This window comes from Achromobacter veterisilvae, from assembly GCF_900496975.1.
GTDB lineage: Bacteria > Pseudomonadota > Gammaproteobacteria > Burkholderiales > Burkholderiaceae_B > Achromobacter > Achromobacter veterisilvae.
Genome location: NZ_UFQC01000034.1, coordinates 1 through 26,088 on the forward strand (window position 1 = coordinate 1; position 26,088 = coordinate 26,088).

Annotated in this window: 36 protein-coding genes; 12 read left to right on the forward strand and 24 right to left on the reverse strand. The window is 65.9% G+C overall.

Features of this window, described 5'->3' with window-relative positions:
• Positions 1–264: lysozyme (locus AVE30378_RS32910; protein ID WP_165360291.1), on the forward strand; the 264-nt coding region annotated here is incomplete at its 5' end.
• Complete coding sequence (locus AVE30378_RS24655) at positions 243–767, forward strand: DUF2514 family protein (protein ID WP_244235135.1); 525 nt, start codon at positions 243–245, stop codon at positions 765–767. The genes AVE30378_RS32910 and AVE30378_RS24655, both read left to right, overlap by 22 nt.
• Here AVE30378_RS24655 and AVE30378_RS24660 read toward each other — a convergent pair.
• The 3 genes from AVE30378_RS24660 to AVE30378_RS24670 are packed head-to-tail and all read right to left on the reverse strand — an operon-like array spanning position 764 to position 1,796.
• The gene (locus AVE30378_RS24660; protein WP_129244535.1) at positions 764–973 is read right to left on the reverse strand and encodes a helix-turn-helix domain-containing protein; all 210 of its coding nucleotides are present in this window, start codon (positions 971–973) and stop codon (positions 764–766) included. The two genes, AVE30378_RS24655 and AVE30378_RS24660, sit on opposite strands and share 4 nt — an antisense overlap.
• Positions 970–1,425 (reverse strand): AcrIF11 family anti-CRISPR ADP-ribosyltransferase, encoded by a 456-nt coding sequence (locus AVE30378_RS24665; RefSeq protein WP_129244537.1) that lies wholly within the window; start codon positions 1,423–1,425, stop codon positions 970–972. The genes AVE30378_RS24660 and AVE30378_RS24665 overlap by 4 nt, the downstream gene beginning before the upstream one ends.
• 47 nt (positions 1,426–1,472) lie before the next feature.
• Positions 1,473–1,796: a hypothetical protein gene (locus tag AVE30378_RS24670; protein ID WP_129244539.1), complete on the reverse strand. Its 324-nt coding sequence runs from the start codon at positions 1,794–1,796 to the stop codon at positions 1,473–1,475.
• Positions 1,797–1,881: 85 nt separating this feature from the next.
• Here AVE30378_RS24670 and AVE30378_RS24675 point away from each other — a divergent pair, with 85 nt between their 5' ends.
• Entirely contained in the window at positions 1,882–2,079 is a 198-nt protein-coding gene (locus tag AVE30378_RS24675; protein ID WP_244235136.1) for a hypothetical protein, read from the forward strand.
• On the opposite strand, the gene AVE30378_RS24680 is transcribed toward AVE30378_RS24675, so the two are convergent.
• The 4 genes from AVE30378_RS24680 to AVE30378_RS24690 form a co-directional block, all read right to left on the reverse strand.
• Positions 2,076–2,747, reverse strand: a complete 672-nt coding sequence (locus tag AVE30378_RS24680) for an SOS response-associated peptidase (RefSeq protein WP_129244541.1) — start codon at positions 2,745–2,747, stop codon at positions 2,076–2,078. The genes AVE30378_RS24675 and AVE30378_RS24680 overlap by 4 nt on opposite strands.
• A 32-nt stretch (positions 2,748–2,779) precedes the next feature.
• Positions 2,780–2,926 carry a hypothetical protein gene (locus AVE30378_RS32620; RefSeq protein WP_165360292.1) on the reverse strand — a complete coding sequence of 49 codons (147 nt, stop codon included), beginning with the start codon at positions 2,924–2,926 and terminating at the stop codon, positions 2,780–2,782.
• Between the two features lie 408 nt (positions 2,927–3,334).
• Positions 3,335–3,613, reverse strand: a complete 279-nt coding sequence (locus AVE30378_RS24685; RefSeq protein WP_129244543.1) for a BrnA antitoxin family protein — start codon at positions 3,611–3,613, stop codon at positions 3,335–3,337.
• Complete coding sequence (locus AVE30378_RS24690; protein ID WP_129244546.1) at positions 3,600–3,866, reverse strand: BrnT family toxin; 267 nt, start codon at positions 3,864–3,866, stop codon at positions 3,600–3,602. Before AVE30378_RS24690 ends, AVE30378_RS24685 begins: the two co-directional genes overlap by 14 nt.
• A gap of 81 nt (positions 3,867–3,947) precedes the next feature.
• Here AVE30378_RS24690 and AVE30378_RS24695 point away from each other — a divergent pair, with 81 nt between their 5' ends.
• Both AVE30378_RS24695 and AVE30378_RS24700 read left to right on the forward strand, forming a co-directional pair.
• Entirely contained in the window at positions 3,948–5,102 is a 1,155-nt protein-coding gene (locus AVE30378_RS24695) for a DUF3182 family protein (protein WP_244235137.1), read from the forward strand.
• Positions 5,089–5,847, forward strand: coding sequence for an alpha/beta hydrolase family protein (locus AVE30378_RS24700; protein ID WP_129244548.1), 759 nt, complete (start codon positions 5,089–5,091; stop codon positions 5,845–5,847). The genes AVE30378_RS24695 and AVE30378_RS24700 overlap by 14 nt, the downstream gene beginning before the upstream one ends.
• Positions 5,848–5,955: 108 nt before the next feature.
• Here AVE30378_RS24700 and AVE30378_RS24705 read toward each other — a convergent pair whose 3' ends face one another.
• Complete coding sequence (locus AVE30378_RS24705; RefSeq protein ID WP_129244550.1) at positions 5,956–6,810, reverse strand: transglutaminase-like domain-containing protein; 855 nt, start codon at positions 6,808–6,810, stop codon at positions 5,956–5,958.
• A 187-nt stretch (positions 6,811–6,997) separates the two neighbouring features.
• Here AVE30378_RS24705 and AVE30378_RS24710 point away from each other — a divergent pair, with 187 nt between their 5' ends.
• Positions 6,998–7,261, forward strand: a complete 264-nt coding sequence (locus AVE30378_RS24710; RefSeq protein WP_129244553.1) for a hypothetical protein — start codon at positions 6,998–7,000, stop codon at positions 7,259–7,261.
• A 504-nt stretch (positions 7,262–7,765) separates the two neighbouring features.
• Here the strand turns inward: AVE30378_RS24710 and AVE30378_RS24720 are convergent.
• From AVE30378_RS24720 to AVE30378_RS24770, 12 genes are all read right to left on the reverse strand, one after another.
• Entirely contained in the window at positions 7,766–8,731 is a 966-nt protein-coding gene (locus AVE30378_RS24720; protein WP_208742435.1) for a Bug family tripartite tricarboxylate transporter substrate binding protein, read from the reverse strand.
• Between the two features lie 131 nt (positions 8,732–8,862).
• The gene (locus AVE30378_RS24725; RefSeq protein ID WP_129244557.1) at positions 8,863–10,041 is read right to left on the reverse strand and encodes a CaiB/BaiF CoA transferase family protein; all 1,179 of its coding nucleotides are present in this window, start codon (positions 10,039–10,041) and stop codon (positions 8,863–8,865) included.
• A gap of 19 nt (positions 10,042–10,060) precedes the next feature.
• Positions 10,061–11,341, reverse strand: a complete 1,281-nt coding sequence (locus AVE30378_RS24730; RefSeq protein ID WP_129244559.1) for a TRAP transporter large permease — start codon at positions 11,339–11,341, stop codon at positions 10,061–10,063.
• Positions 11,338–11,931 carry a TRAP transporter small permease gene (locus AVE30378_RS24735; protein ID WP_129244561.1) on the reverse strand — a complete coding sequence of 198 codons (594 nt, stop codon included), beginning with the start codon at positions 11,929–11,931 and terminating at the stop codon, positions 11,338–11,340. Before AVE30378_RS24735 ends, AVE30378_RS24730 begins: the two co-directional genes overlap by 4 nt.
• Before the next feature lie 3 nt (positions 11,932–11,934).
• Positions 11,935–12,957, reverse strand: a complete 1,023-nt coding sequence (locus tag AVE30378_RS24740; RefSeq protein WP_165360293.1) for a TRAP transporter substrate-binding protein — start codon at positions 12,955–12,957, stop codon at positions 11,935–11,937.
• 92 nt (positions 12,958–13,049) lie between these two features.
• The gene (locus AVE30378_RS24745) at positions 13,050–14,021 is read right to left on the reverse strand and encodes an SMP-30/gluconolactonase/LRE family protein (RefSeq protein WP_165360294.1); all 972 of its coding nucleotides are present in this window, start codon (positions 14,019–14,021) and stop codon (positions 13,050–13,052) included.
• 10 nt (positions 14,022–14,031) lie between these two features.
• The gene (locus AVE30378_RS24750) at positions 14,032–14,970 is read right to left on the reverse strand and encodes a hydroxymethylglutaryl-CoA lyase (protein WP_129244567.1); all 939 of its coding nucleotides are present in this window, start codon (positions 14,968–14,970) and stop codon (positions 14,032–14,034) included.
• A 185-nt stretch (positions 14,971–15,155) separates the two neighbouring features.
• On the reverse strand, positions 15,156–16,058 hold the full coding sequence (locus AVE30378_RS24755; RefSeq protein WP_129244569.1) for a LysR family transcriptional regulator: 903 nt from the start codon (positions 16,056–16,058) through the stop codon (positions 15,156–15,158).
• Positions 16,059–16,169: 111 nt separating this feature from the next.
• On the reverse strand, positions 16,170–16,598 hold the full coding sequence (locus AVE30378_RS24760) for a VOC family protein (RefSeq protein ID WP_129244571.1): 429 nt from the start codon (positions 16,596–16,598) through the stop codon (positions 16,170–16,172).
• A gap of 53 nt (positions 16,599–16,651) precedes the next feature.
• A complete protein-coding gene (locus AVE30378_RS24765; protein ID WP_129244574.1) occupies positions 16,652–17,269 on the reverse strand; it encodes a YiiX family permuted papain-like enzyme in 618 nt (205 codons plus the stop codon).
• Complete coding sequence (locus AVE30378_RS32625; protein WP_165360295.1) at positions 17,266–17,433, reverse strand: hypothetical protein; 168 nt, start codon at positions 17,431–17,433, stop codon at positions 17,266–17,268. Before AVE30378_RS32625 ends, AVE30378_RS24765 begins: the two co-directional genes overlap by 4 nt.
• 77 nt (positions 17,434–17,510) lie before the next feature.
• The gene (locus AVE30378_RS24770) at positions 17,511–17,831 is read right to left on the reverse strand and encodes a DUF3313 family protein (protein ID WP_129244576.1); all 321 of its coding nucleotides are present in this window, start codon (positions 17,829–17,831) and stop codon (positions 17,511–17,513) included.
• Between the two features lie 194 nt (positions 17,832–18,025).
• On the opposite strand from AVE30378_RS24770, the gene AVE30378_RS24775 reads away from it, so the two are divergent.
• A complete protein-coding gene (locus AVE30378_RS24775; RefSeq protein WP_129244578.1) occupies positions 18,026–18,658 on the forward strand; it encodes an FMN-binding negative transcriptional regulator in 633 nt (210 codons plus the stop codon).
• Here AVE30378_RS24775 and AVE30378_RS24780 read toward each other — a convergent pair.
• Complete coding sequence (locus AVE30378_RS24780; protein ID WP_129244580.1) at positions 18,618–19,877, reverse strand: MFS transporter; 1,260 nt, start codon at positions 19,875–19,877, stop codon at positions 18,618–18,620. The two genes, AVE30378_RS24775 and AVE30378_RS24780, sit on opposite strands and share 41 nt — an antisense overlap.
• A gap of 85 nt (positions 19,878–19,962) precedes the next feature.
• Between AVE30378_RS24780 and AVE30378_RS24785 the strand changes: the two genes are divergently transcribed.
• Together AVE30378_RS24785 and AVE30378_RS24790 are read left to right on the forward strand one after the other, a co-directional pair.
• The gene (locus AVE30378_RS24785) at positions 19,963–20,709 is read left to right on the forward strand and encodes an ArsR/SmtB family transcription factor (protein ID WP_129244582.1); all 747 of its coding nucleotides are present in this window, start codon (positions 19,963–19,965) and stop codon (positions 20,707–20,709) included.
• A gap of 335 nt (positions 20,710–21,044) precedes the next feature.
• Complete coding sequence (locus AVE30378_RS24790) at positions 21,045–21,317, forward strand: hypothetical protein (protein WP_129244584.1); 273 nt, start codon at positions 21,045–21,047, stop codon at positions 21,315–21,317.
• Between the two features lie 3 nt (positions 21,318–21,320).
• On the opposite strand, the gene AVE30378_RS24795 is transcribed toward AVE30378_RS24790, so the two are convergent.
• The 3 genes from AVE30378_RS24795 to ypfJ form a co-directional block, all read right to left on the reverse strand.
• Positions 21,321–22,085 carry a DUF1828 domain-containing protein gene (locus AVE30378_RS24795; RefSeq protein WP_129244585.1) on the reverse strand — a complete coding sequence of 255 codons (765 nt, stop codon included), beginning with the start codon at positions 22,083–22,085 and terminating at the stop codon, positions 21,321–21,323.
• Positions 22,082–22,618 (reverse strand): hypothetical protein, encoded by a 537-nt coding sequence (locus AVE30378_RS24800; protein ID WP_129244586.1) that lies wholly within the window; start codon positions 22,616–22,618, stop codon positions 22,082–22,084. Before AVE30378_RS24800 ends, AVE30378_RS24795 begins: the two co-directional genes overlap by 4 nt.
• 181 nt (positions 22,619–22,799) lie before the next feature.
• A complete protein-coding gene (gene ypfJ, locus AVE30378_RS24805) occupies positions 22,800–23,651 on the reverse strand; it encodes a KPN_02809 family neutral zinc metallopeptidase (protein ID WP_129244587.1) in 852 nt (283 codons plus the stop codon).
• 86 nt (positions 23,652–23,737) lie between these two features.
• On the opposite strand from ypfJ, the gene AVE30378_RS24810 reads away from it, so the two are divergent.
• The 3 genes from AVE30378_RS24810 (at position 23,738) to dapA (ending at position 26,074) form a co-directional block, all read left to right on the forward strand.
• Positions 23,738–24,364: an L-threonylcarbamoyladenylate synthase gene (locus AVE30378_RS24810; RefSeq protein ID WP_129244589.1), complete on the forward strand. Its 627-nt coding sequence runs from the start codon at positions 23,738–23,740 to the stop codon at positions 24,362–24,364.
• Between the two features lie 69 nt (positions 24,365–24,433).
• Positions 24,434–25,081 carry a site-2 protease family protein gene (locus tag AVE30378_RS24815; protein WP_129244591.1) on the forward strand — a complete coding sequence of 216 codons (648 nt, stop codon included), beginning with the start codon at positions 24,434–24,436 and terminating at the stop codon, positions 25,079–25,081.
• Positions 25,082–25,168: 87 nt separating this feature from the next.
• Entirely contained in the window at positions 25,169–26,074 is a 906-nt protein-coding gene (dapA, locus tag AVE30378_RS24820; protein WP_129244593.1) for a 4-hydroxy-tetrahydrodipicolinate synthase, read from the forward strand.
• Positions 26,075–26,088: the final 14 nt, after the last annotated feature.

Consider the following 26,088-nt stretch of genomic DNA (forward strand, 5'->3'; position numbering starts at 1 on the left):
CTTGCGGATTGCATCGACGTAGCTATAAGCCAGCCGATATTCGAGGCGCTGAGCAGCCATTCTCACAACTTCGGGGTGCCCAGTACTTGCGCGAGTCGGGCTGTGGGCCTGATCAATTCGGGGCGTGTAGCCGAGGGGTGCAACGCTCTTGCGCACGGCCCTGACGGAAAGCCTGTCTGGTCGTATGCGGACGGCAAGTTTGTGCGCGGCTTGTACAGCCGCCGTCTGGAGGAGCGCGAGCTATGCCTATCTGGACTGCGCTGATGGGGTGGAAGGGCTACGCGGCGGTGGCGCTGGCCGGCGGCCTAATCCTGGGCGGCGCGGCCTGGACCGCGCAGGGGTGGCGCTGGGACGCGAAGCTGGCCAGGGCCGAAACCGCATGGGCGCAGGAACATGAGGCCCAGGCCCAGGCCGCGATGACCGCCATCGAGGCGGCCCGAGATGAAGGAAGGCGGCGAACGGCCGCGATGGAGAAAGCCCGTGATGATGCCCAGAACCAAGCCGCTGCCGCGGCTGCTGATGCTGCTGGCCTGCGTGCTGAGCATGACAGGCTGCGCGCCCGCGTCAACGCGCTGGCTCACGCCGCAGCCGCCCGAGATCCCGGCGCTGCCGAAGGAAGCCCAGCAGGGACCGACGCCGTCGATCTGCTTGCCTACATGCTCGGCAGGGTTAGCCGTCGAGCTGAAGAGCTTGCGGGAATTGCAGACCGCGCCCGCATCGCGGGACTGACGTGCGAGCGAGCTTACGAGGTGCTGCGCGCGCGCTAGTGTTCGCCCAGCGGGAGCAGTCCGGCGGCGATGGCCGCACAGGCCAGCGCGGTGCGCTTGTCGATCACGACGGGCTTGCCCGTCGCGAAAGCAGTACCGCGCTCCCAGGCCTGCAGCGTGGGTAGGGAAACGCCGAGGGCCTCAGCCGCAGCGCGCTGCGTGTACCCCATGCGCTGGCGCCAGGCCTGAAAGTCGGCCGGCGTCACACGCGCACCAGGTCGGCTTCGCGGCCGGCCATGTCGATCAGGTAGGACGTTCCCTGCTCGTCGCGAACGGCGACGCCACGGTAGCCCAGCAGGGCGGCGGCGCGGGCGGTGAAATGCTGAACGTCCCAGGACAGGTCGCCAGCGTCTTCCATGTCGATGCCGGCTAGGTCGTGGGCCGTCATGGATTCTTCGATCAGCGCTTCGGCCGTGGCTTCCTCGATGTCCAGGCGAGCCGCCAGTTCGTCGACCAGCGGTTGCAGCCTGGCCGCGTCTTCGTGATAGAACAGTCGGCCAGCTTCGACGATGCTGTCGTCGTCGATTTCCAGGCTGTACACCACAGCTTCGCCTGCTGTCATCGTGTAGATGCGGGCGGAGAAAAACAGAAACGACCCGAAGCGGCCGGCGCTGGTGATCGTGCTGATTTCGTTGGGGCTGGTGTGAAACAGCTTCATTGTGCTCTCCGTTGCTTGACTAAATTATATAGTCAACAGGAAAGACGTCAATCTTTTTCTGCTACCCACTGCATCCACCACCCTTGATAGTAGCGCTGGCCGTCTATTTCTTCGAAGCCGCAGATCATCATCCCGCGATCAGAGCCAAACGTCAGCAGTTCGGGCTCCAAAAGGTCAGGGATTGCCACTTTTGGCCCAGTGTCGTACCCGTGGAGCGGCTTCATCGTCATCACGGAGACATACCGCTTCAGCTCCGGATGCATGATCGAATACATGCGGACCGTCCCGGTTTCGATCCGGCCGGGGTCATTGTCGCGGCGGCGTTCCCCGCGGTGGTGTGTGCGCTGCACAGCGCATTTGAGGTCCAACATTGAACTTATATACTGTATAAAAACACAGTATATTTCACCTTCAATGTGATGCAATTCGGCCCCGATTTTGGCCGACAGGGGACAGATGATGGCCGAAGTGGAATGGACGCAGCGCGACGAATACTACTGGCAGGGCCCGCCGGGCTGGACCATCTGCCGGGTGTTCGTCGACGGCATGTGGCAATACGAGTTGTGGTTCAGCCGCGGCGACGCCGGCACGATCTACGGCATGCGCGCCTCGCTGACCGCGGCGCAGGATCTGTACCGGCAGAAGCTGGGCTAGACGTCCTTGGGCTGCGATTCCGCCACCAGCTTGTCGGCCGGGTAGGGCAGCAGGAAATCACGGGTGTCGGCGGCAGGCGCGGTCAACCAGTCGCCGTAGGCGCCGTCGGGCAGGATCACGACCATTCGCTTTTCCTTGCTGGCTTGGTGGTAGTGCTTGAACAGCGGGTCATTGTCGGCGTTGATAGTGAGCATGGTGTAGCTCTCCTGCCACTGTCCGGCGGCGTCTCGGTAGCGATCCCAGAGGCCGGCGATGCCCAGCGGCGCGCCGTCCGCTCGGGTGAACCGGGTAGCCACCGCGGCGCCCGACCGCCAGTCAGGTTCGAAGATGGCTTCGGCCGGGATTATGCAATGCTGCCCGCGGCGCCAGGCATTGCCGAAGGTGAAGGACTTGCCGGCCGTCTCGCTGCGGGCGTTGAAGGTCGAGAGCTTTCCGGCCTTGTCCAGGCTGTCCGCCTTCGTCATGGCGCTGATCAGCCCCCAGCGGCCCACGACCACCTCCCGCTCCGGCACGGCTTCGTCGCCGGCGTCATGCTCTGGCGGGCGGCGGACGAACGGGCCCTGGTAGCGCGGCCACATATCCGACTTGGGCGGGAGCGGAATCCCGCGCGCGCGGAAGTACCGTTCGAGCTGCTCTTGCTTCTTGAGCGCGGTGTAGTGGCTGCACATGATGCCCTCCGGTCCGAAGGGCCAGTATAGGGTCAGTGCGGATCGGTCACGGCGTCCGGCTCGCGCTCGAGGTAGTAGATCAGCGCGCGGACGATCAGCGCGATCTGCCGCTGCTGGGCAATCGGCAGGGCGGCGAATTCCGCGACTGTGAAGTATTGATCGTAGGGCCAGGGTTTCATGCAGGCACTTTACAGGGCCGAATGGGCCTGCGTGCAAAGTGCGTGAAATATCGGACCCGGGCCGATTCGAGGTGCAGAATTGCGGCGTGGCCGCGAGGGGCCAGCGTTAGAATGGTGGCCTGGAAACCCGCATGAATACGTGGTTGATTTGCAGGTTTCGTTCTAATGAATATTTTTCAAGTGATTGAAAGATAACTGGAATTTCACTTTATGGCACCGCCTTGTGATTCCGGTTGTCGTGGGTTCGAGCCCCATCAGCCACCCCAAAACACCTTGGAAATCAGCCGCTTAAAGCGGCTGTTTTCTTTTGTGCGGCAGGAATTTTCCAATTGCCCGCATGCCGGGCTGCGGCGCCCATGGCCATCTGCAAGGGGCATGAACGCGGACCGTTCCCTGCCCCCGCGGCCATCAGCGGGGCGCGTGCGTTTTCAGCCAGTCCCGCAAGGCGGCATCGACCCGCGTCTGCCAGCCGGTGCCGGTGGCACGGAAGCGTTCCAGCACATCCGGCGACAGCCGGATGGTGATGCGCTCTTTCGTGACTTCGGCCTTCGGGCGTCCGATCTTCTTCATCTGCTTCAGGTCGGCGGAACCCAGCTCATAGGTGTCCGGATCGGCGGCGATGCCGCGGTCGATGGTGTCGTCTTCTTCCGGGGTGGGGACCATCGTCCCCGGCTTAAGCTTCGGCATAAAGGTTCACCTCACTCGAATTTGCCTTGCGCAGGCTGATGATGCGCCGTTCGTTGTTGCGGTCCACGTACACCACGCAGCACAGGCGCACATCGATGTAGCCCAGGGCGATCACGCGACGTTCGCCGTATTCACGGCGCATGTCTTCGCGCACCAGGGCGTCATCCCATTCGAACTCTTCGGCATCGGCCAGCGAAACGCCATGCTTGCGCTGGTTGCTCAGATCTCTGGCGGGGTCGAATGTGATGTCCATGCAGTTATTGTATGTACATTAAGTGAGGGCGGCAAGAAATTTCTGTACATACATTTATTCCCCCGCCCCTAGGCGCCGGGCATGCGCCTTGCTGAGCGGGTGGCCATGACCCCCACACCGACAGCCTCCGCGGGCATCGTGGCCGCCTATCCCCGGCGGGCGACCGCATCCGAACATGAAATCGCCTCCCAGGACGCGCTGGCGTTACGCCTGGCCGCGCTGCTGGGCAGGCGCTACGTGCCCGGATACCGTCCCAGCCGCCATCGCGGCGAACCGACACCCTATTACGTGCCCGACCGCAGCATCGTCGGCTCGGCGCGCGCAGCCATTCTTGGAATCAAGCGGGCGGCCGACCTCTATGGCGGCGTGGTTCCGCAAGCCTTCGTGGCGACGAAGTCGATCAGCCACGGCCTGGTGGGGCCGCACGCACAGTCTCCCCCAGCGTGGGCCCAGTCGTTGCCGGACATGCTGCGCGATGTCGTGCTGACGGGCTATACGGCATTCAGCCCCGAGGACGCGCTGACGGCGGGCGAACGGTTATTGAAGCGCGGGCCCCTGCGCTTGAAACCGGCGGATGCCACGGCCGGGCGGGGGCAGGTGGTGGTAGGCGATCCGGATGCGCTTCGTGCCGCGGTGGCGGCGCAATCTCGCCAGGCGATGAACCAGCTTGGCCTGGTGCTGGAGGAAGACCTGGAAGCGGTGGAGACCTACAGCGTCGGCTGGGCGCGGGTGGGAAAGATGGAGGTGGCCTACGTCGGCACCCAGACGCTCACCGAGGACAATGGCGGCAACCAGGTCTATGGGGGATCGGAACTGCGTGTGGCGCGCGGCGGCTTCGATGCGCTGCGCGCGCTGCAACTGGGCGAAAGGGAGCGGCTTGCGGTCGATATGGCATGCCGCTACGACTCGGCAGTGTCCGCCGCTTATCCGGAGCTGCTCGCGTCGCGGCGCAACTACGACGTGGCGTTCGGGCGCGGCGCGGACGGCGGCCCCCGCGCCGGCGTGTTGGAGCAATCCTGGCGCGCAGGCGGCGCGAGCATCGCCGAGCTTGCCGCGATGCAGGCCTTCGCGCTGTCGCCCGCGCTGAAAGAGGTGCGCGCCGAGACGAAGGAGCGATACGGCGCGGATGAACCGGCTCCGATTGTCCAGCGTCTGGTGTTCCATGGAATGGACACGGCCGTCGGCCCGATCAGCAAGTCCGGCGGCATTCTGGAGCAGGGCAATGGCCGCGCATAGCAATCCGATCGCGCTGGACGTCGACGGCGTGGCGCTGGACGCCACTTTTCTCACCCCGGAAGACAAGGTGCCGGGCGTGCTGTTCATCCATGGCTGGGGCGGCAGCCAGGAATTCGACCTGTCCCGCGCCAAAGGTATCGCCGCGCTGGGTTGCGTATGCCTGACGTTCGATCTGCGCGGGCATGCCGCCACGCAGGCCCGGCAGCGCCAGGTGACCCGCGAAGACAACCTGCGCGATGTCGTCGCCGCCTACGATCGCCTGGCCACTCACCCTTCGCTGGATTCAGGCTCGATCGCGGTAGTGGGCAGCAGCTACGGCGGTTATCTGGCGGCCTTGCTGTGCGCCTTGCGGCGCGTGCGTTGGCTGGCGCTGCATGTTCCGGCGCTGTACCGCGACGATGAATGGCTGCTGCCGAAGAACCAGCTCAATCGCGACACGTTGCGAGCCTACCGCAGCGCCTATGTGCCGCCGGAAGAGAACCGCGCGCTCAAGGCGTGCACCGAGTTTTCGGGCGACGTGCTGCTGGTGGAGGCCGAGCACGACATTTATATCCCGCACTCCACGATCATGAGCTACCGCTCCGCCTTCCGGCGGTCCCATTCGTTGACGCATCGGATCATCGATGGGGCCGACCACGCGCTGAGCGAAAAGCCCGCCCAGCGCGCCTATACCTCGATCCTGGTCAATTGGGTGACCGAAATGGTGACCGGCGCCCGGATGGGAGTAGGGCGGGCAAGTTTCTGATCGAGGCCGAGCCGGATGCCGACGGCTCAATGCCGCTCCCTGGATAGAGGAGTGGGCGGCGGCGGGATAGCGGCCGGCTTCGTGAATCCTGGAGCAAGCGTCGACCCGTCAGTTGTAGCACTCCGGGTCGTCCAGGGTACAGGCGACGTAGTAATTCCAGCCGAAGTAAACCCCTTTTTCCTGCTTGTTCGTGGCCGTTTTCTTATACGCGAATGGGGTCTGGAGTTTGGCGCTGGGGTCCATCATCGGCACAAATACGGACTCATACCTCCAGTCCGATTCCGGCTTATTGAAAGGGGGAATAAACGATACGTACGGGCTTATCAAGTCCGACAGAAGAGTCGGATCGGCTTCGATTTCCCGCACGGACGCGATCGTTCCGTCCTGGGTTCGGACGTGCTCGGCATTTTCCAATACGTCAGTATCGATGTAATGCCATTTTCCATCGGCGTAGCCTTCGGCGGCGACGTGCCCGTTCAACTGGATCAACCGGGCGCGCATGCCCATGGAAATCATTCCATCGACAAATACCCGTGCCGTTTGGCCGCAATGGACTCCCCGGTTGACGAGCGCCCAGAGCGGGCTGTAGACGGCCTGGCCGCGGTTGTCCACTGGCGCCGTCATGGAATGGAAGAAAGCGTTCTGCAGGTAACCGGCCCACAGTTCCAGGCGCTCGGTCTCGGTTTCCGCCGAAGCAGTCACTTTGGCCGTCAGCGCATTGAGCCATGCGCGTTGGTCGCATTTGGTTCTCAATTCGGAACGCTGCACGACTACCTGATTGCTTTCGAGCCGGTCGGACAGTTTGACTGGCTGCATCAGCCATGGCGTGTCGACCGATGGACAGTATGCAAGCGGATCGGCTTTGCTGAGTTCAACCTCCCAACTGGGAGTAAGACGCCAACCGGTGATCAGAATAACGGCGAGGACGGCGAGGACTATAACGGCGGATGCTATTTTCTTCATTGCAACATTTTAGACACATCTGGCTTACTGCAAACGTAACGGGACGCTATTGATTTCCTTCAATCGTCTCTGCTTTTCCTGGTGTTTTTTTAAATAAGATTGATTGTCATTAATTGTTTGTTTGTTTGGGGCAGCCCCACACGCTTGCTATAAAGACAGCTACAGCTTTTTCGCAGGGGTAGGGCAAATGTCGATTCAATCGTTGGGCCGCTTTGGCGCCGCGCTGTGCCTGGCCGCACTGGTTTCCGGATGTTCCTCGATCGGCCTGGGCAAGCCGGAGCGGCAGACTTCCAGCAGCGCTTCGAAGGTCAGCGCCGAGTGCCAGCTCAACCGCAGCAAATGCCTTTATGAAGGGGCCTACGAGTCCGGGGAGCGGGACTATGCCGAAGAGGAAGCGAAGCGCCTGAACCTGGCCGAGGTCGAGCGGCTTCGCCGCGGCGCCGGCCGCTAGGCGCGCCGTGCTTCCATCAAAAAGCCCGCTGCTTTCGCCAGCGGGCTCTTGCTTCTACCCTTCGTGCTTGTTTCGCTTCCTGCGCCGGTCGACTGCCCGGAGTATTTCCCCTGACTCGAGCCGGTATACGCCGTTACCCTCCCTGATCACGGCGCCGCCCGTGGAAAGGCGGCAGGTCAAGACAGCGAATGCGTCCACGTTCGGATCTGCCGTGGGTTGTTGAACGAGATGTCGCTCGATTCGATACTGGACTCCCGCTGCGGAGACCGCGATCACATCCTCCAATCGTCTACACGATATCGACATGATGAACCTCCCGTACTCGCGCCACGTTGAAACCTGTGGCGCCGGGGTCATCGTCACAACTGGGTCTGGTGCTGTCAATGCCGCAATCCCGCATTAACAGCGGGTTTGCGGCGGGCTTCCCAGGGAGCCTCGTGCATACGCACGAGGCGATGCATGCGTCTGGCCTACGGCGTTTTCACGCAAGATTAGGAGGGAGGCCTATTCGAGCTTCACGTTGGCGGCCTGGATGACCGAGCGCCACTTCTTATGGTCCGCCGCGATCGTCTGCGCGAACTGCGCGGGCGTCGTCGGCATGGCGGTGGCGCCCTGGGCCGCCAGGGCGTCCTGCACGTCTTTCAGCGCCAGGATATTGTTCAATTCCTTGTTCAGGGTCTGGATGATGGGTTGGGGCGTTTTGGCGGGCGCGAGCAGCCCGTACCAGACGCGCACGTCGAAGTCGGGGTATCCCAGTTCCGCGACGGTGGGCACGTCGGGCATGGCGGGGCTGCGCTTGAGCGACGTCACCGCCAGCGGCACGGCGCTGCCTGCCTTGATCTGGGGAGCGGCCGACGGAATGGACGTGAAGATGACGGGCACCTGGCCGCCCAGCAGATCGGCCATCGCCGGACCCGAGCCCTTGTAGGGCACGTGGACCAGCTTGATGCCGGCCTGCAGTTGCAGCAGTTCGGCGGCCAGATGGGTGATGGTGCCGGCTCCGGGGGAACCGTAGTTGATCGTGCCGGGCGCCTTCTTGGCGGCGTCGATGAGGTCTTTGAGCGATTTGTAGGGGCCGTTCTTGCCCGCGACGACGACCAGCGGGGCTTCGCCGACGATGCCGATGGGTTCGAAGTCCTTGATCGGGTCGTAGGACAGCTTGCCATAGAGCGACGGGGCCACCGCCAGGTTGTCGACCTGGCCCATGACGATCTCGTAGCCGTCCGGCTTGGCGCGGGCGGCGGTGCCGATGCCGATGGTGCCGCCGGCGCCCGGCCGGTTCTCCGCGACGACGTTCCACTTGACCGAGTCCGATAGCTTGGCGGCCACGGTGCGCGACAGGAAGTCGGTGCCGCCGCCCGGCGTGAACGGCACGATGACGCGTATGGGTTGGTTGGGGTACGGGTCCGCGGCGGAGGCGGGGGCGCAGGCGGCAAGCGCGCAGGCCGAGAACATCAAGGCACGTAGCATCATGGTTGTAGTCTCCATTATTTTGCGGGGCGCGTCCGGTCATGGTTGCCGGACGTCGTTGACTGCGGACAGATTCTTGACGCGTACTGCTGATCGCGCGGCGGCGCCGGGGCCAGAGGCGGCGGGCGCCCCTAGACGGCGCCTTTCGCGCGCAACTCCTGTATCCGGGATTCCGGCAGGCCCAGTTCCCGAAGCACGTCCTCGGTGTCCGCGCCCAGGGACGGCGCGGGCGCGCGGGCCAGGCAGGGCGATTCCGCGAACTTGATCGGAAACCCCAGCATGCGCACCTGCTGCCCATCGGGATGCGGGACGTCGATGGCCATTTCCTGGTCGGCCACCTGCGGATCGTCGAAGACGTCCCGCAGGTTCAGCACCTGTCCGCAGGGCACGCCGTACCGGTTGAGGCGTTCTATCCAATAGCGGCTGCTTTCCTGGCAGGTGCGGGCCTCGATGGCGGCCTTGATCGATTCGCGGTTCAGCATGCGGTCGGCATTGGCCTGGAAGTCCGGATGCGAGCGCAGGGACTGAAGTTCCAGCGCGTCCAGGAACTTCTCGTACATGGCGTCGTTGGACGGCGCGATCGCGACCTGGCCGTCCGCCGTTTCGAACAGCCCGTAGGGCGCGACGATGCCGTGGTCGTTGCCGGTGCGCGGCGGAAGCTCGCCGCTGGCGAAGTAGTTGGCCGCCTGGAAACTGAGCAGCCCTATCATGCTGGACATCAGGCTGACGCTGATGGAATCCCCGCGGCCGGTGCGTTCGCGGCGCAACAGCGCGGCCAGCACGCCCAGCGCGCCGTTCATCCCGGCGACCAGGTCGCTGATGGGCGGGCCCGCGCGCATGGGCGGATCGCTTTCGCCGCCGTTCAGGCTCATGAACCCGCTCATGGCCTGGGCGATGAAATCGAAAGCGGGCCGGTCGCGATACGGGCCGGACGTGCCGAATCCATTGATGCTGCAATGGATGATGTCCGGACGCAGCGCCTTCAGGGCGTCATCGCCGAACCCCATTTTGTCCATGATGCCGGGGCGGTAGTTCTCGATCACGACGTCGCATTTCGGTATCAGCCGGCGCAGGATGTCCTTGCCTTCCTGGCTGTACAGGTCCAGCGTGACCGATCTCTTGTTGCGGTTGTAGTTCGCGAAATACCAGCTCAAGCCGTTCTTGATCACGCCCTGGTGGCGGACCGGGTCGCCTTCTCCAGGCGTTTCGATCTTGATGACTTCGGCGCCCATGTCGGCCAGGATGGAGGTGCAGTACGGTCCCGAGATGATGCGGGTCAGGTCCAGGACGCGGATTCCGGAAAGGGGCATATCGTTTGTCTGTGCAGTATCAGCCGCCCAGGCCGGGCAGCCACAGGGTCAGGGGGGGAAAGGCGCAGATCAGCGCGAGCACGATCAGCGACCAGATGAAGAAAGGAATGATCTCGCGCACGATGGGGCCGATCGGGGTGCGGCCCACGGCGGAGGTCACGAACAGCAGGATCCCGACCGGCGGCGTCAGCATGCCCGTCATCAGGTTCAGGATCAGGATCATGGCGTACTGGATGGGGTCCAGGCCCAGTTGCGCGCCGATCGGCAGCAGCGCCGGCAGGGTGATGATCATGGCCGGCAGCGGTTCCAGGATTTTTCCGACCAGGATGAGGAACACGTTCACCGTCAGCAGCACGACCCAGTGCTCCTCGGAAATGCTCAATATGCTCTTGGCGATGGTGGCCGCGATGCGCGATTCGCTGATCAGCCAACTGAACGGGCCGGCGGCGGCCAGGAGGAACAGGACGACGGCCATGGTGCGCCCGGCCGCATAGAAGGCCGAGCCCAGTTCGCCCAGCTTCAGTTCGCGGTAGACGGCCAGGCCCACCAGCAGCGCATAGACGGCCACGAAGGCGGCGGCCTCGGTGTCGGTCAGGAGGCCGAAGCGTATGCCTACGATGATCAGCACGGGCATCAGCAGCGCCCAGATGGACGCGCGCGTCACTTTCGCCCGCTCGGGCCAACTGGCCCGCGGGCGCGACTTGTAGCCGTGGCGGCGCGCCTGCCAGGCGCAGATGGCCATGTAGCCGGCCAGCAGCATGAAGCCGGGGATGATGCCGGCCAGGAACAGGCGGATGATGGACAGGTTGGCCAGCACCGCGTAGACGATCATCGGGATCGAGGGGGGCAGGATGGGGCCCAGCATGGCGCCGCAGGCGATGACCGCCTCGGGGTAGCCGCGGCGGTAGCCTTCGCTCTTCATCGAGGGGATCATCGCGGTGCCGATGGCGCTCGCGTCCGCCACGGCGGAGCCGCTGATGCCCGCCATGACGAGGTTGGTGGTCAGGGACACCTGCGACAGGCTGCCGCGCATATGGCCGACCATGGCCATGGACCAGTTGATGAGCCGCAGCGTGACGCCGCCCCGGTTCATCAGTTCGCCGGCCAGGATGAAGAGCGGGATCGCGACCAGGGCCGTCTCGTCGATGCCGCCCAGCATCGACAGCGGCGCCTGCACGATGTCCACGCCGCCGCCGCCCTTGAACAGCATGCCGATCATGGCAGCGGTGATCATCGCGAAGCCGATGTCCAATCCCAACAGGATCAGGACGATGAACAGGACCACCGAGAATAGGATCATGGGTGCGTCCCCGGCATATCGTTCTCTTCTTCGCCGCGCGCGAAGGCGTCGCGCGGAACCGGCGCGTTCGGGATCAGCAGGCGCAAGGCCAGGAACAGCGTGAAGAACGCCATGCCCGCGGTCAGCGCGGCATAGCTCACGGCGTAGGTGAAGGGCGTGCCGACGATGTCCTGAAAGTGCCCCACCTCGACCACGTCCAGGCCCTTGTAGAAGAGGGTCGCGGCCAGCGCCAGCAGGATGGCGTCGAACAGTCGGTCGCGAACGCGCCGCGCGCGCTCCGGCAAATGGCTGTCGATGAGGTCTATCACCACGTTGCGGCGTTCACGCAAGGCCATCGCCGCGCCCAGGAAGGCGCACCACAGCATGCCGATGCGCGCGATCTGGTCCCAGGCGTCGAACTGCGTCTTCAGCAGGTAGCGGTCCAGTACCTGCGCGAAGCAGAAGACCAGCACCACGGCCAGCGTGAGCGCGACGCCCAGCCGGCCTATCCAGCAGACGATGCGGTCGGCGCGTAGGACCCGCGCGCGCCAGGGCGATCCCTCGGGCGCCTGCGCTGCGGTCCTGGCCGTGGCCGGCATAGGGGCGCTCATGGCCTACTCTTGCATCTTCTGGATGCGTTCCACCATGCCCGCGGGCCAGTCCTTGCCCTCGTACTGCTGGTAGACGGTGGAGAGGGCCGCCCTGAACGCGGCCTTGTCGGGCTGCGTATAGGTCACGCCGGCATCCTTCAGGAGCTTGACCGCGTTGTCGTCCAGTTCCTTGTCCAGCCGGGTGGCGACCTTGCCCCCGGCCTTGGCCGCGTCGACCAGCGCCTGGCGCTGTTTGTCGTCCAGCCCCTGCCAGACGCGTTCGGAGATGAACCAGCCCGTCAGTTCGTACGCATGATCGGTGGCGGCCCAGAACTTGGCCTCTTCGTGGAAGCGCAACGGTATGGACAGGTCGAATCCGTTGTCCTGGCCGTCTATCATGCCGCGGCCCAGCGCCGTGTAGATTTCGGTCATGCCCAAGGGCACCACCTGCGCGCCCAGCTTCTCGAACGTGCTTTTCAGGATGGGAATGGAGGGAACGCGCAGCTTCAGTCCCTTGACGTCCTCGGGCTTGTTGATCGGGCGCGACACGGTCTGCAGCGCGCGGGGAGAGCGGATGCCGAACGCCGCGAACACGCGCACGCCGGACTTCTTGGCCACGTCGTCGAAGATCTTGGCGAACTCATCGCTGTTGATGATGCGCTCGGCCTCCTCGCCGCTCTTGAACAGATAGGGCGCATACAGGATGTTCAGGGGCTGCGCGCCGCGCAGGAACACGACGGAGCCCAGGCCGAAGTAGCCCATGTCCAGCGTGCCCAGTTGCATGGAGGACAGGATCTTGCTGATGTCGCCCAGTTGCCCGTCCGTGTAGACGTGGACCTGCAGATCGTTGCCGGACTGCTTCGCGGCCTCGTCGGCGAAGGCGCGCATGGCGTGGTCCCATGGGCTGTTGGAGGCGGCGATGGTCGCGATCTTCATCTCGCGCGCCTGCGCGTCCCGGGCGGGCAGGAACGTGCCCGCGGCGACGGCCGACAGCGCCAGCATGACGGCCGCGCCACGGGCCAGAAACGGCGATAGCTTCCTGTTCATGATGTCTCCCCCGGAATGTTGTCCTGTCCGGTTATGTGGATCCGCCGTTCTTTTTTGTGGACGGCGGATGGTGCGGCCGAGGCGGCCGCGGGCTACCAGTTCCAGTGCACGGGCTTGAGGCCGGCCACGGGCGAATCGAACACGGCAAGGCTGGTTCCGTTGATGCAGCCCATGAAGGCCGTCTTGCGGTCGTGCCCGCCGAACGCGATGCTGGTGATGTTCTGCAGCTTCTTGCTGTGGTTGTCGTAGACCATCGGGCGGCTCAGCCGGTTGGCCAGGTATTCGGCTTCCAGCCTGTCGATGTGGGCGGGGTCGCCGTCTTCGAGCACCAGTTGCTGGTCGCCCTGGGGGCTGACGCGTATCACCCGGTTGGATACCACGCTGATCACCCATATGTGGCCCGCTTCGTCGACCGCCATGCCGTCGGGATAGGTGCCCTTGCCGAATTCGGTGATCACCGTCCGCTCGCCGAGATCGCCGTTCGGGGCTACGCGGAAGCGCAGCAGCCGCCGGCCGAAGGTTTCGTTGACGTACAGGTAAGTGCCGGTGGGATCCATGCGGCATTCGTTGGTCCAGTGCACGTCCTGCGCCACGATGCGCGTGCCGCGGCCATCGTGCACGGCGATGAAGCCGTCGGCGATGTCGCGGCGGAACTGGTGGTCGCCCTTGCGCACCGTGCTCACGCAGATCCACAGCCTTTCACGGTCGTCCAGCCAGACGAAGTTGACGCCGGGCAGCGCGACGCCGTCGATCTCCATGATGTGGGGGGCGGCCGAGCCGTCGCGCTGCACGCGCCAGACGCCGCCGTCGTCGGCCAGGTTCGCGATGGCGAACGAACCGTCGCGCAGCAGCGCGAAGCCGTTGGGGATCAGGCCGGCCTGGGCGCCGATCAGGCGGGCGCTGCCGCCGGGCTGGATGTGGCGGATGCCGCCGGCCTTGTCCGATACGTACAGGTCGCCGGCCGCGGTGCTCAGCACGCATTCCGGCCGGTTCAGGTTGACGCCGGCTTCGCGCACTGCGCTCAGGGGAAGCCGCGCGATTTCAGGATTCGGAGGGTTGTCCATTCGGGCCTCCTCAACCGACCGCGCCGACGGCGCCGCCATAGTCGTGCAGATGCAGCCGCGGGCCGGCCTTCATCAACTGGCCCGGCAGGTTCCGGCCGATCACTTGCTCCAGCCGCTGCGCCACCTTGATCAGCGCGCGCAGGTCGATGCCGCTGTCCACGCCCATTTCATCGAGCAGATAGACGAGGTCCTCGGTGCAGATGTTGCCCGTGGCGCCCGGCGCGAACGGACAGCCGCCCAGGCCCGCCAGGGATGACTCGTAGGACGTGACGCCCGCGCGCAGGCCCTCGACCACGTTCACCAGGCCGATGCCGCGCGTGTTGTGGAAGTGCAGCGATATCTTTACGTCGGGATGGTCGGCCCGCAGCGCCTCGACCGTGCGGCGCACCAGCCGGGGCGTGGCCATGCCGGTGGTGTCGCCCAGCGTGACCGCGTCGAAGCCCAGGCGCGCGAAGTGGGCGAAGATGGTCCTGATGCGCTCCAGGTCCACGTCGCCCTCGAACGGGCAGCCGAAGGCGACGGCGATGGCGCCCTTGCGCTTTATCGGGTGGTCCTTCAACCGTTCCGCGATTTCCTCGATATCGCGCAGCGACTGCTCGACGGGGCGGTTCAGGTTCTTGGTGTTGTGGCTTTCGGTGGCGGACAGGAAGACGACGATTTCGTCCGCCTTCGACCGCAGCGCATTGTCGACGCCCTTGCGGTTCGGCGCCAGCGCGCCCAGCACCACGCCGGGGCGCTTGCGCACTTTCTCCAGGACTTCCTCGGCGTCGCGCATCTGCGGCACCGCGCGCGGCGAGACGAAGGAAGTCGCTTCGAAGTGCCTGACGCCCGCGTCGATCAGTGCGTTCAGTATCTCGGCTTTGGTGTCGGTGGGCACGAATTCGGACTCGATCTGCAGTCCGTCGCGCATGCCGACTTCCACGATTTCAACCCGGTCTGGAAGGCTCACGGCGCTTGTCTCCTGGTGCCCGGTTCCTGCGCCCGCAAGGGCTTGCGCGGCGGTGTCCGGGACGGCGTTGTCGGTCACTATCTTCAGCGATCGGTCCAGGCGGGACAATTCGCGAATCTTCGGCGGGGTATCGCGAAATGCGATGCCTCGGGCCGCGGGCGGCGGCGTCGGGAAAACCCCCGCGGTCAATGCTGCGTTGCGGCTTCGGCGATCAGGTGATCAAGCAAGAGACGGGCGGCGCCGGACAGCGATTCATTGCTGCGCACGCACAATTTCAACTGCCGGCGCGCCCAGGCATCGGTCAGCGGGACGATGCAGAGTTCGTCGCAGGCGTATACGGACAGGGCCTTCGCGGGAACGATCCCGATTCCGAGGTCGGCGCGCACCATGGACACCAGCGCGTCGTAGGACGTGACCTGGAAGCGCAGCCGCAGCGTGCGGTTCATGGAGGCGGCCTCGCGCGTGAAGAGGTAGTTCGCCGCGCTGCCCCGGTGCATGCCGACGTGGTCGTAGTCCAGGGTGTCGGCGAACGCCACGTGTTCGCGGCGCGAGAGAGGGTGCCCGGCGGGCGCCACCAAGGCCATGACGTCGCGGTGGTAGGGGAAGATGTCGAGTCCGTTCTCGTCGTCGGACTGCGTGTAGACGCCGATGTCGGCCGCGTTGTCGGCCACCGCGCGCGTGACGCCGGCGCTGACCGATTCTTCCAGGTCGATCTGTACGTTGGGATGCCGCAGCAGGAAGCGGCGCAGTTCCATGGGCAGGAACTGGGCGATCGACGACAGATTGGCCGCCACGCGCACGCGCCCGCGCAAGCCGGCCGAGTAGTCGCGGATTTCATCCGCCAGGTCCTGCGTCTGGTGCAGCAGGGTGCGCGCGCGCCGAGCCAGTGCGCGCGCGGCGCTGGTGGGCTCCACGCCGCGCGCGTGCCGCTGGAACAGCGGCACGTCCAGTACGCGCTCGAGTTCGGACAGGCGCTTGGACAGGGCGGACGGCGCGATGTGCTCGCGCGTCGCGGCAGCCGTGATGCTGCCTTCTTCCAGCACCGCCAGGAATACCTGCAAGGTGTAGAGATCGAGACGAGGGTTCATGCAGGCCTTCCGGGACACACACGCTCGCGAGGATAACGGGTGTCCTGCAAGCCATGGCTAGGGGATTACGCGTAGGGTCGGCAGCGCTCCGGCATCAAGGCGCCGGCCCCATCATGTCCCGGCGTCGGCCTGCCATGCCGGATTCCAGACGGCTTCCCATACGTGGCCGTCCGGGTCCTGGAAGTAGCCGGCGTAGCCGCCCCAGAAGGTGTCATGCGCGGGCTTGAGGATGCGGGCGCCGGCGGTCTCGGCCCTGGCCATGACGCGGTCCACTTCCGCGCGGGAGCCGACGTTGTGGCCCAGCGTCAGATTGGTCGGCGAGGCCGCGCCCAGGGGCAGGCCGGTGTCGTGGGCGATGCTGGCGCGCGGCCACAGGGCCAGCCGCAGGCCGGGCTGCATATCGATGAACACTACCGCGCCGTGCTCGAACTCCTGTCCGATGATGCCGGCGGTGGGCAGGCCCAGGCCGTCGCGATAAAAGCGCAGGGCGGCGCCCAGATCGTCGACGCCTAGAGTGATGACACTGATGCCGGGACGCATGGATCATTTTCCCCGAGGGGCAAAATGCCAGTGTATATCGAGGCGTGCCGCGGCTAGCGTTCGTCTATCGTCAGCAGCAGCGCCGAGTCGAACATGGCGGCGGGTGAGATGATGGGTTCCTCCCAGGGCACGTCCGAGCCATAGCGTTCCTGCATTTTGGCGCGCACGGCCGGAGCGCTGAGATCGAACTGCTTGAGCGGGGCGAGCGCCCCGATCTCCACGCCCAGCGCGCGCTGGTAGATCTTCCAGACCAGCTCCGAGCAGTAGATTTTCTCGTCCGACCACGCAAACAGCAGATCGTACGGCTTGCCCACGAATGCGGCGCCGGCCGCGGCGAGCCGTTCGCGCGCCGGCGGCGCCAGCCGGGCCGCGTCGCGCAGGCGCTTGACCACATAGTGTCCGCGTTCGCCTTGCGCCGCCCATTGGGCGAGCGGCGTGTAGCCGACCTGGGCAGCGGCCTCCAGCACGTAGGGGCGTCCCTGGCGCACCACGATCATGCCCATGTGGCTATACGGCGAATGCGTGGCCTGCTGGATGGCCAGGCTTTGCGCCGACCGGGATTGCTGGAACACGAGGTCGCCCGTCTGGACGTCGGGCGCCGCCGAGGCGGCCAGGGAAAGCGCGGACAGCGCCGCCGCGGCGGCGGCGCGTGCCCATGCGGCCAGAGTCATGAGCGAGCCCGGCTGGCGGCCGGCGTCTCTTTCTTGCCGCGCGGCTTGGGCGCGGGTTTCCTGTCTTGGGCGGGAGCGTCGAACTCCTGCTTGTTGCGTTCGCCCCGAGGGGTATTTTCCGGGTGGGGCTTGGGAAAAGCCCAGGGCTTGGTCTTCTGATCCATTGCATGTACTCCTTGCACAGGCGGAACAGTAGCATTAGCCGTGGCCATGGGTAAGTGAGGGTTGACGTCAATATTCATTACTTCGTGATATCGGATGGAAAAACGCGATGGCTTCGACCCGGATCCGCTCGCGATTGTTCCCGCGGCAGATTGCTGCCCGTCACGGTGCTCATCGACGCGATCGGCAGTTCATCGGTGTTGGCGTCGCGCAGCGCGGCCTCGCTGCGCGCAGGCGCATCGCGCGGCGCGGGATCGGTCAGCAATCGATAGCCGGACTGCGCGAACTCGCGCCGCAGCGCTTCGTTCATATAGGCCGGCACGCGCTCGCGCATGGCCGGGTCGTCCCGGAAGTCCAGATCGTCGGGCCGGGGCGTACCCAGATCCGGCCGGCGCTCCATCCAGGATCCTGGCTGGGCTGGCTCTGGCTTTCGCCCAGGGACGTGGAATAGTTCTGCGCCTTGGGCAGGTTGGTACTGCCGGCAAGACTGATGGCCGCGCCGCGGGTGGCACCATGAAAAGAATTTTCGTTGGCCCTGGCAATGGAGCCACGGCGGCGGTATGTTGGGAGTTTTCAGCCACCGCCGATTCCGCCATGTACCTGCCGTCCGCCTTTCGCGAAGATTCCCTCGATGTCCAGCACGATTTCATCCGCGCCCACCCCCTGGGCGTGCTCACGACCGCCGGGCAGGGCGGGCTGATGGCGAATCACATTCCCTGTCTGCTCTATCCCGAAGGGCCTTGCGGCGTGCTGCGCCTGCACGTGGCGCGCGCCAATCCGCAACTGGCCGAACTGGCGTCGGGGCGGGAATGCCTGGTCGTGTTCCATGGGCCGCAGGCCTACGTTTCGCCTTCCTGGTATCCGACCAAGGCGGAGACGCACAAGGTGGTGCCGACGTGGAATTTCGTGGCCGTGCATGCCTGGGGCGTGCCCGCGGTCCAGGACGATCCGGCGTGGCTGCGGGCGCAGCTCGACGCGCTGACCGACAGCCAGGAAAAGGCGCGCGCGCAGCCTTGGCGCGTGGACGACGCGCCGGCGGATTTCATCGCGGCCCAGATGCGGGCGATCGTCGGCGTGGAAATCCGTCTTTCGCGCATCGAAGGCAAATGGAAGGTCAGCCAGAACCGCACGGCCGCCGATCGGCGGGGGGTGGCGGAAGGCCTGGCGAACGAGCAGGGCGATGCCGTCATGGCCGGGCTGGTCGCGCGCCGGGGCGGGCTGGAGTGACGCGTCCCAGCGCGAAGCTCGCGATCGCGGCCGCCTGCAGGCAGGCCGCGGCTGCAAGGAACCAGAGCAGCGGATGTCCGGCACGTTCCGACAGTGCTCGCAGGATGCCGAACAGGGCGGGCGCGAACGCATAGGCGCCTTGCGACAGGGCGACGATCAGCGGCACGACGCGCTGGGCGTCGTCCCGCGCGAATTCGGTCTGGGCGATCAGCGGCGGCAGCGAGGTCGCGTTGCCGATGCCCGAACCGAACAGCAGCACGCCCAGCCACACGGCCCACGCATGTTCGGCCGCCAGCATCAGGACGAGCGAACCGCAGATCTGGATGCCATAGGCCAGGCAGGCCACCTTGCGCCGGTCGGCGCCGGCCGGCATCAGCCATCCCACCAGCGTGCGCCCCGCGATGGCGCTGGCCGTGGCCAGGCCCATCGCCAGGCCTGCCGTCTGCGCGCCCAGCAAGGGTGCCAGCAGCGACAGCAGGTGCGCGATCAGTCCGATTTGCGCGAACAGCCCCAGCGCCATGCCCGCGGCCAGGGTCAGGAAGGACCGGTCGCGCCAGAGATCGGGCACGGGCGGCGGCGAGGGCGCCGGCGCGGCGGCCCGGGCTTCCGGCGCCGCGCCGTCGGGGGCCTGTCCGACCTGTTGCGGCGTGACGGCGAATACCTTGAGCGACAGCGCCGCGATCACGCCCACCATCGCGATTCCCACCCACAAGGCGGCCTGCGCGAAGCCCGCCTCGCCGATGAGGTAGACCCACAGGGGCGAGAACACGATGCCGCCGACGCTGGCGCCGTTGTAGGCCATGCCCAGCGCGGCGGGCCGGCGCCGGACGAACCAGGGCGAGATCAGGGCGTTGACCGCCGCGGCGCCCAGGGCCACCCATCCCATGCCGGAGAACAGCGCGGCGGCATAGAGTTGCCAGGGCTCCGCGGCCCGGGCCCAGCCGTTCGCGCCCAGCGCGAGCAGCACGGCGCCGCTCAGCGTTACCGCGGGCACGCCGAACCGCCCGTACAGGCGGGGCAGGTTGGCCACCACGAGCGTTCCGCACAGGAAGTGCAGGGTGACGGCGCCGGACACCAGCGCGACTCCCCAGCCGGTGCGCTGCGCCACGGCGTGCAGGAAGACGGGCGGGCCGTAGAAGCCGACGCCCCAGCCGAAGATCGCCAGCACGAAGGTGGCGTACAGGACTGTCCAGCCGAAGAATGCATGGGGTTTGCGCATGGGTGTCCGGCGGGGCCGGCTGTCTTGAGGGGATGACTCGCAGTATGCTTGACTCTGCACACAACACTTTGGCCTGGAGCGAATCATGGAATCCACGTTCGCCGACATCAATCTTTCCGCGGTGGCGGGCGCCATCGCCGACCCGGCGCGCGCGCGCATGCTGTGCGTGCTGCTGGACGGCCGTGCCCGGACGGCCACGGAACTGGCGGCGGTGGCGGACATCGGCGCTTCCACGGCCAGCAGCCATTTCCAGCGCTTGCGCGAGCAGGGGCTGGTGGAAGTGGCCGTGCAGGGCAAGCACCGCTATTACCGGCTCGCCAACGGCGAGGTCGGGCATGCGCTGGAGGCCCTGCTGGTGGTGGCCGGCGCCGAGCGCACGCCGTTCAAGCCCACTACGCCTTCCGCGCTGCGCGAGGCGCGCACCTGCTATGACCACATGGCGGGCACGCTGGCCGTGCGCATCCACGACGCGATGCTGGCCCGCCGCTGGCTGGAGGACGATGGGCGCGATTACGCGCTGACTCCCCTGGGCGAGGCCGCATTGGCGCAGGTGGGCGTGGACGTCGCGCTGGCGCGGCAGCGCCGGCGGCGCTTCGCCTGCGCCTGCCTGGACTGGAGCGAACGCCGTTCGCACCTGGGCGGCGCGCTGGGCGCGGCCTTGCTGGACGCGTTGCTGCGGCGGGGCTGGGTCGCCAAGGACCTGGATTCGCGCGCGCTGGGCGTCACGAAAAAGGGCGAACGGCAGTTTCCTGCTTTCTTCGGCAAGGCCGAGGCTCAGCCCGCCGGGTTTGAAGCGGCGTGGCCGCGGGGGCGCAAGCATGTCGCCGCATAGTCTCGCCACGGCGGTCTACCGCTGGGGCTGGGCGCTGGCGGACTACATGCGGGCGACGGATATGAATCCGTCTGAAAGTGTGGATACGCAACAGCGCTAGGGTAATCCCGATGAATCGACGCCGGAGCGCGCGGCCTGAGCGTTCCCGTTCGCGCGCAGGCCGCGTCAGGCTTGGCCGCGCGCGCGATGCGCGTTTCCGGCCTGCCTCGGTTGAGAAACGGGGACGCAAGTCTTGCGATGCAACAATGTTTCTAGTTTCTGCCTGAGTTACAAAACATATCCGGACTGTCATGAACAGCCGAGGTATGCTGGACCGTAGAAAGAGGGCATCCGAAGTGCATCAGAACAACTTGATCTACAAGGGATACCGGCTTACGGCCAAAGTGTCCCGGGGCGCCGGCGCCGAGATTGAAGCGCCTCCCAGCGGCCCCGTATTCATTGCGTCGGTGATGGTGGTCCAGGCAGGCGCCGTGCTCGAAGGCGGCGACGAATACCCGGTTCCGTGCTTTGCCGAGGGCGGCTTCGTCTTCAGTCCACGCGAAGCGGTGCATGCGGCCATCCTGCATGGCCGCGAAATCGTCGACGGCCTGACCAACATGTCTTCCTGACTCCTAGCCGGAAAAGACCTCGCGCCAGTCGCGCGTCTTGGCCAGCGTATGCACAGTGGCCGATTGTTCGAGTATGGTCACCGCTTTCTTGAATTCGTCGGCCGAGGCGCCGTCTTCCAGGATGACCATGCGCGAATTGCGCGCGTCGGCCATCTTCACGTCTGACATCTTGCCGTGGGTCTGGTAGACCTGCGTCCAGTCCATCTTCTTGCCGGCCTTCAAGGAAATCGGCTCGATATACGTCAGCGCCGTGCTGCCGGACGCGCGCACCGCGAACGCGAAGTCCGCCCTGTGGCCGCTGCTGCCCTTGGCGCGAGCGCCCTTGACCACGCGGTTCACGCCCACGCCTTCCGCCAGCGCGCGGCCCACTTGCGCGCGAAAGCGTAGCTGGCTGAACCGGGGCATCCACTTGGCGCACTGGAACGACAGCGCCATCGCCAGCTTCACGGCGTCCCACAGGGCTTCCTGCAACTGTTCATTCGGCCCGGACGCGACGATGGCGCCCGTGCGGTCGAAGTGCGCCAGGCTGACGCCCGGCGTTTCGTTCAGCAGATCGATGCGCTTGGCCGGCAGGTCGATACCGTAGCTGGACGCGTGCATCGCGGTCTCACAGGCGTCGGTCAGGTAGAAAGACGCGTCGTCGGGATGGGCGATGAAGAACGCCGCATGCTGCCCGTCCAGGCCCAGCGTCATGGGCGATACGGCGCGGATGGCGTGCTCGCCGGCCGGCAGGACAGTCCAGCCGGACGCTTCCAGAAAATTGCTCATAGAATCAGTTCGATTTGGCGGCCTTTGAGGGGATGCGCGAAACCGCCGGTCAGCGTCAGGTTCGCCCGCGGCAGGAAATACTGCATCAGCGCGCCGATGGTGTGCAGGGCGGGCGCCACGGGCTCGGCATAGCCTTCGCCGTCGTCCACCCAGATGTGTTCATGGCTGCGGTCCGCAAGCGGCTTGCGGAATTGCGGCCGGCCTTCGCCCACCAGGCTGGTGTGGAAGGAGTCGTCGGTGTCCACGCCGTACACGCGGTGCGGGCCCACGAAGAGGCTGGCGCAAAAGGCCTCGGCCAGGAAAATGGTGGCCTGGCCGTGCACCGCGGTGCGGGCGCTGCGATACGCCGCGCGGAAGATCACGTCTTCGCGCACTTCCCCCTTGATCCGGCACGGGCTCGCGAATTCCATCCATTGGAGATCGGAGGAGGCGGGCTTCGGAATCCAGGCGATCGGTTTTACGGTTTCCTTGGGTTCGGCAAGGATCTCTTGCACCTCATCGACGGTGATTAACGGTTCGAACTTCTTGGCCATGGAACTGATCTAGGGTCTGGGAATTGCGCGCGCCGGCGGATGGCGCCTGGCGCGTGCCGCGCCGCTCGACCGGCGGCGGGGAAACGCACGCAACACGGCGAGGGGGCGTAATCTTACAAGATGAAGACGCCGCGGCCCCGCGGGCTGTATGGATATACAGGCCCGGAGGGCCGGCGCGGGCCTACAGGGAACTGGCCGAGAACGTGTCGCATTGCTTGATGCTGCCGCTTTCCAGGCCGCGCTTGAACCAGCGCACCCGCTGGGCCGACGAACCGTGCGTGAACGCGTCGGGAACCACGTAGCCCTGGCTCTGCTTCTGCAGGCGGTCGTCGCCGATCGCGGTGGCGGCCCCCAGGGCCTCTTCGACGTCGCCGCCTTCGAGAATGTTGCGCGCCGCGTCGGCGCGCTGCGCCCACAGGCCAGCGAAGCAGTCCGCCTGCAGTTCCATGCGCACCGACAGCGCATTGGCCTGCGAGGGATTGCGCCGGCGCAGGTTGTCCACCTGGTCCGAGATGCCGAGCAGGTGCTGGACGTGATGTCCGACCTCGTGCGCGATCACATAGGCCTGGGCGAAATCGCCCGGCGCCTTGAAGCGGTTCTGCAATTCATCGAAGAAGGACAGGTCGATGTATACCTTGCTGTCGCCCGGGCAGTAGAACGGCCCCATCGCCGACTGGCCTGTGCCGCAGGCCGTGGGGGTGGCGCCGCGGAACAGCACCAGCTTGGGCGCCACGTACTGGCGGTTCAGGTCTTTCTGGAAAATGGCGCTCCAGGTGTCTTCGGTTTCGCCCAGCACCTTCGATACGAAGATGGCCTGGGGATCGTTGGCGGGCGGGCGCGAGGCCGGCGCCTCCTGCTGCATCGGGGGGCCTTCGGCCATTTGCAGGACTACGCTGGGGTCCACGCCGAAGTACATGGCGACCAAGGCCAGTACTATCGTACCGATGCCGATGGTGCCGCGTCCGCCGATCCGCGGGCCACTGGCACGGCGGTCTTCCACGTTGTCGCTTTCGCGCGAGTTATCTAGGCGCATTCCGTTTCTCCGGGCGGGTCGGCGTTCCCGCCATTTTGCATCGCCGCGCTTTACTGAGCGGCCTTCAAGAGTGTTAGGATAAACCCATGGCTCTGTATTTCTCCATTCACCCCGCGAATCCGCAACCTCGCCTGCTCAAGCAGGCGGCCCAATGGCTCACCGACGGTGGCCTGGTGGCCGTTCCCACCGACTCCAGCTACGCGGTCGTCGCCCGCCTGGACGACAAGGACGCCGCCGACGGGTTGCGCCGGCTGCGGGGCCTGGACGAACGCCACCATCTCACGCTGCTGTGCCGCGACCTGGCCGAAATCGGCCACTTCGCGCGCGTGGACAACCGCCAGTACCGCCTGCTGAAGGCCGCGACGCCCGGCCCCTGGACCTTCATCCTGGAAGCCACCAAGGAAGTGCCGCGGCGCGTGTCGCATCCTTCGCGCAAGACCATCGGCATCCGGGTGCCCGACCATCCCGTCATGCTGGGCCTGCTGGAGCAGGTGGGGGCGCCCTTGCTGTCCACCACGCTCATCCCCAAGGACGAGTCCGAGGCGCTGAACGACGCGGAAGACATCCGCGAACGCTACGAACATTCCCTGGCGGCCATCATCGACGCGGGCGCCTGCCCGCAATCGCCGACCACCGTGATCGACCTCACCGGCGACGATCCGGTGGTGGTGCGCGTCGGGCGCGGCGACCCGGCGACGCTGGGCCTTGCCTGAGCGTGCCGGCCGCGCGCGCTTGCGGGCCGGCTCTCGCCGGCTCGCGGCTCATCTACAATCCGGTTCGCCATGAATGACATCATCCAAACCATTGCGGTCTACGCGATACCGGTTATTTTCGCCATCACCTTGCACGAGGCCGCGCACGGTTTCGTCGCGCGCATGTTCGGCGATCCCACGGCCCACCAGGCCGGCCGCATCAGCCTGAATCCCGCGCGGCACATCGATCCCATCGGCACGCTGCTGGTGCCGGTGGCGATCCTGCTGGCGTCCAAGCTGCTGGGCAGCCCGGGCATGCTGTTCGGCTGGGCCAAGCCGGTGCCGGTGGACTTCGGCCGCTTGCGCCGTCCCAAGCAGGACATGCTCTGGGTCGCGCTGGCCGGCCCCGCGGCCAATCTGCTGATGGCGATCCTGTGGGCGTTTTCCCTGCGCCTCTTCCTGGAATCGGGCCTGCAGGAATCGTTCTGGTTCGAGATGGCCGTGGCCGGCGTGAACGTCAACCTGGTATTGATGGCGCTGAACCTGCTGCCCATCCCGCCACTGGATGGGGGACGCATTCTGTTCAGCCTGCTGCCCAACCGGCTGGCCTGGCAGTACTCGAAACTCGAACCGTACGGCCTGGTGATCGTCGTCATCCTGCTGGTGACGGACGTGCTCTGGCTTTTGATGCGGCCGGTGCTCGGGTTGGGAACGACAATCGTTCAGTGGTTTCTATAAGATTTTGGCCAATATCCGTTAAACTCAGCGGTTTCACTGATTCTGGCCTTGGGGCATCCTGCCGCGGGGCCGTGGAGCCCCACATTTATGGCATCCCCTGCAACCGCCGCAGGCGTTAATTTCCAGGGCAGCATGGTGGCCCTGGTCACCCCAATGCAGCCCGACGGCAGCCTCGACTACGCTGCCTACCGGGCGTTGATCGACTGGCACGTCCAGGAAGGAACCGACGCGCTGGTGGTGGTGGGCACCACCGGGGAATCGCCCACGGTCTCCATGGAAGAACACGCGGAACTGATCCGCGTCGCCGTCGAGCACGCGGCGGGCCGCATCCCGGTCATCGCCGGGGTGGGCGCCAACTCCACCGACGAAGCCATCCACCTGACGCGCCACGCCAAGGCCGTGGGCGCGCAGGCCGGCCTGTCGGTCGTTCCCTATTACAACAAGCCTTCGCAGGAAGGCCTGTACCGCCATTTCCGCGCCGTCGCGGAAGCGGTCGACCTGCCCACCATCCTGTACAACGTGCCGGGCCGCACCGTCGCCGACATGAGCAACGACACGGTCCTGCGCCTGGCGCAGGTGCCGGGCATCATCGGCATCAAGGACGCCACCGGCGACATCGCGCGCGGCGGCCTCCTGCTGCGCGAGGCGCCCGCCGGCTTCCAGGTCTTCAGCGGCGACGATCCCACCGCTCCCGCCCTGATCCTGCTGGGCGCGCGCGGCAATATCTCCGTCACGGCCAACGTGGCGCCGAAGCTCATGCGTGACCTCTGTGCCGCCGCCCTGGACGGCAATGTGCCCAAGGTGCGTGAACTTAATGCACGCTTGGCGCGTCTGAACAAGGCTTTGTTCGTTGAAGCCAATCCCATCCCCGTCAAGTGGGCGTTGGCCGAATTGGGCCGCAGTGCACTCGGCTACCGGCTGCCGCTGGTTGAACTGGGGGCGCAGCACCATGCGACGGTGCGCGCCGCGCTCCAGGATGCGGGTCTGCTCTAAATATCGTGAGGATA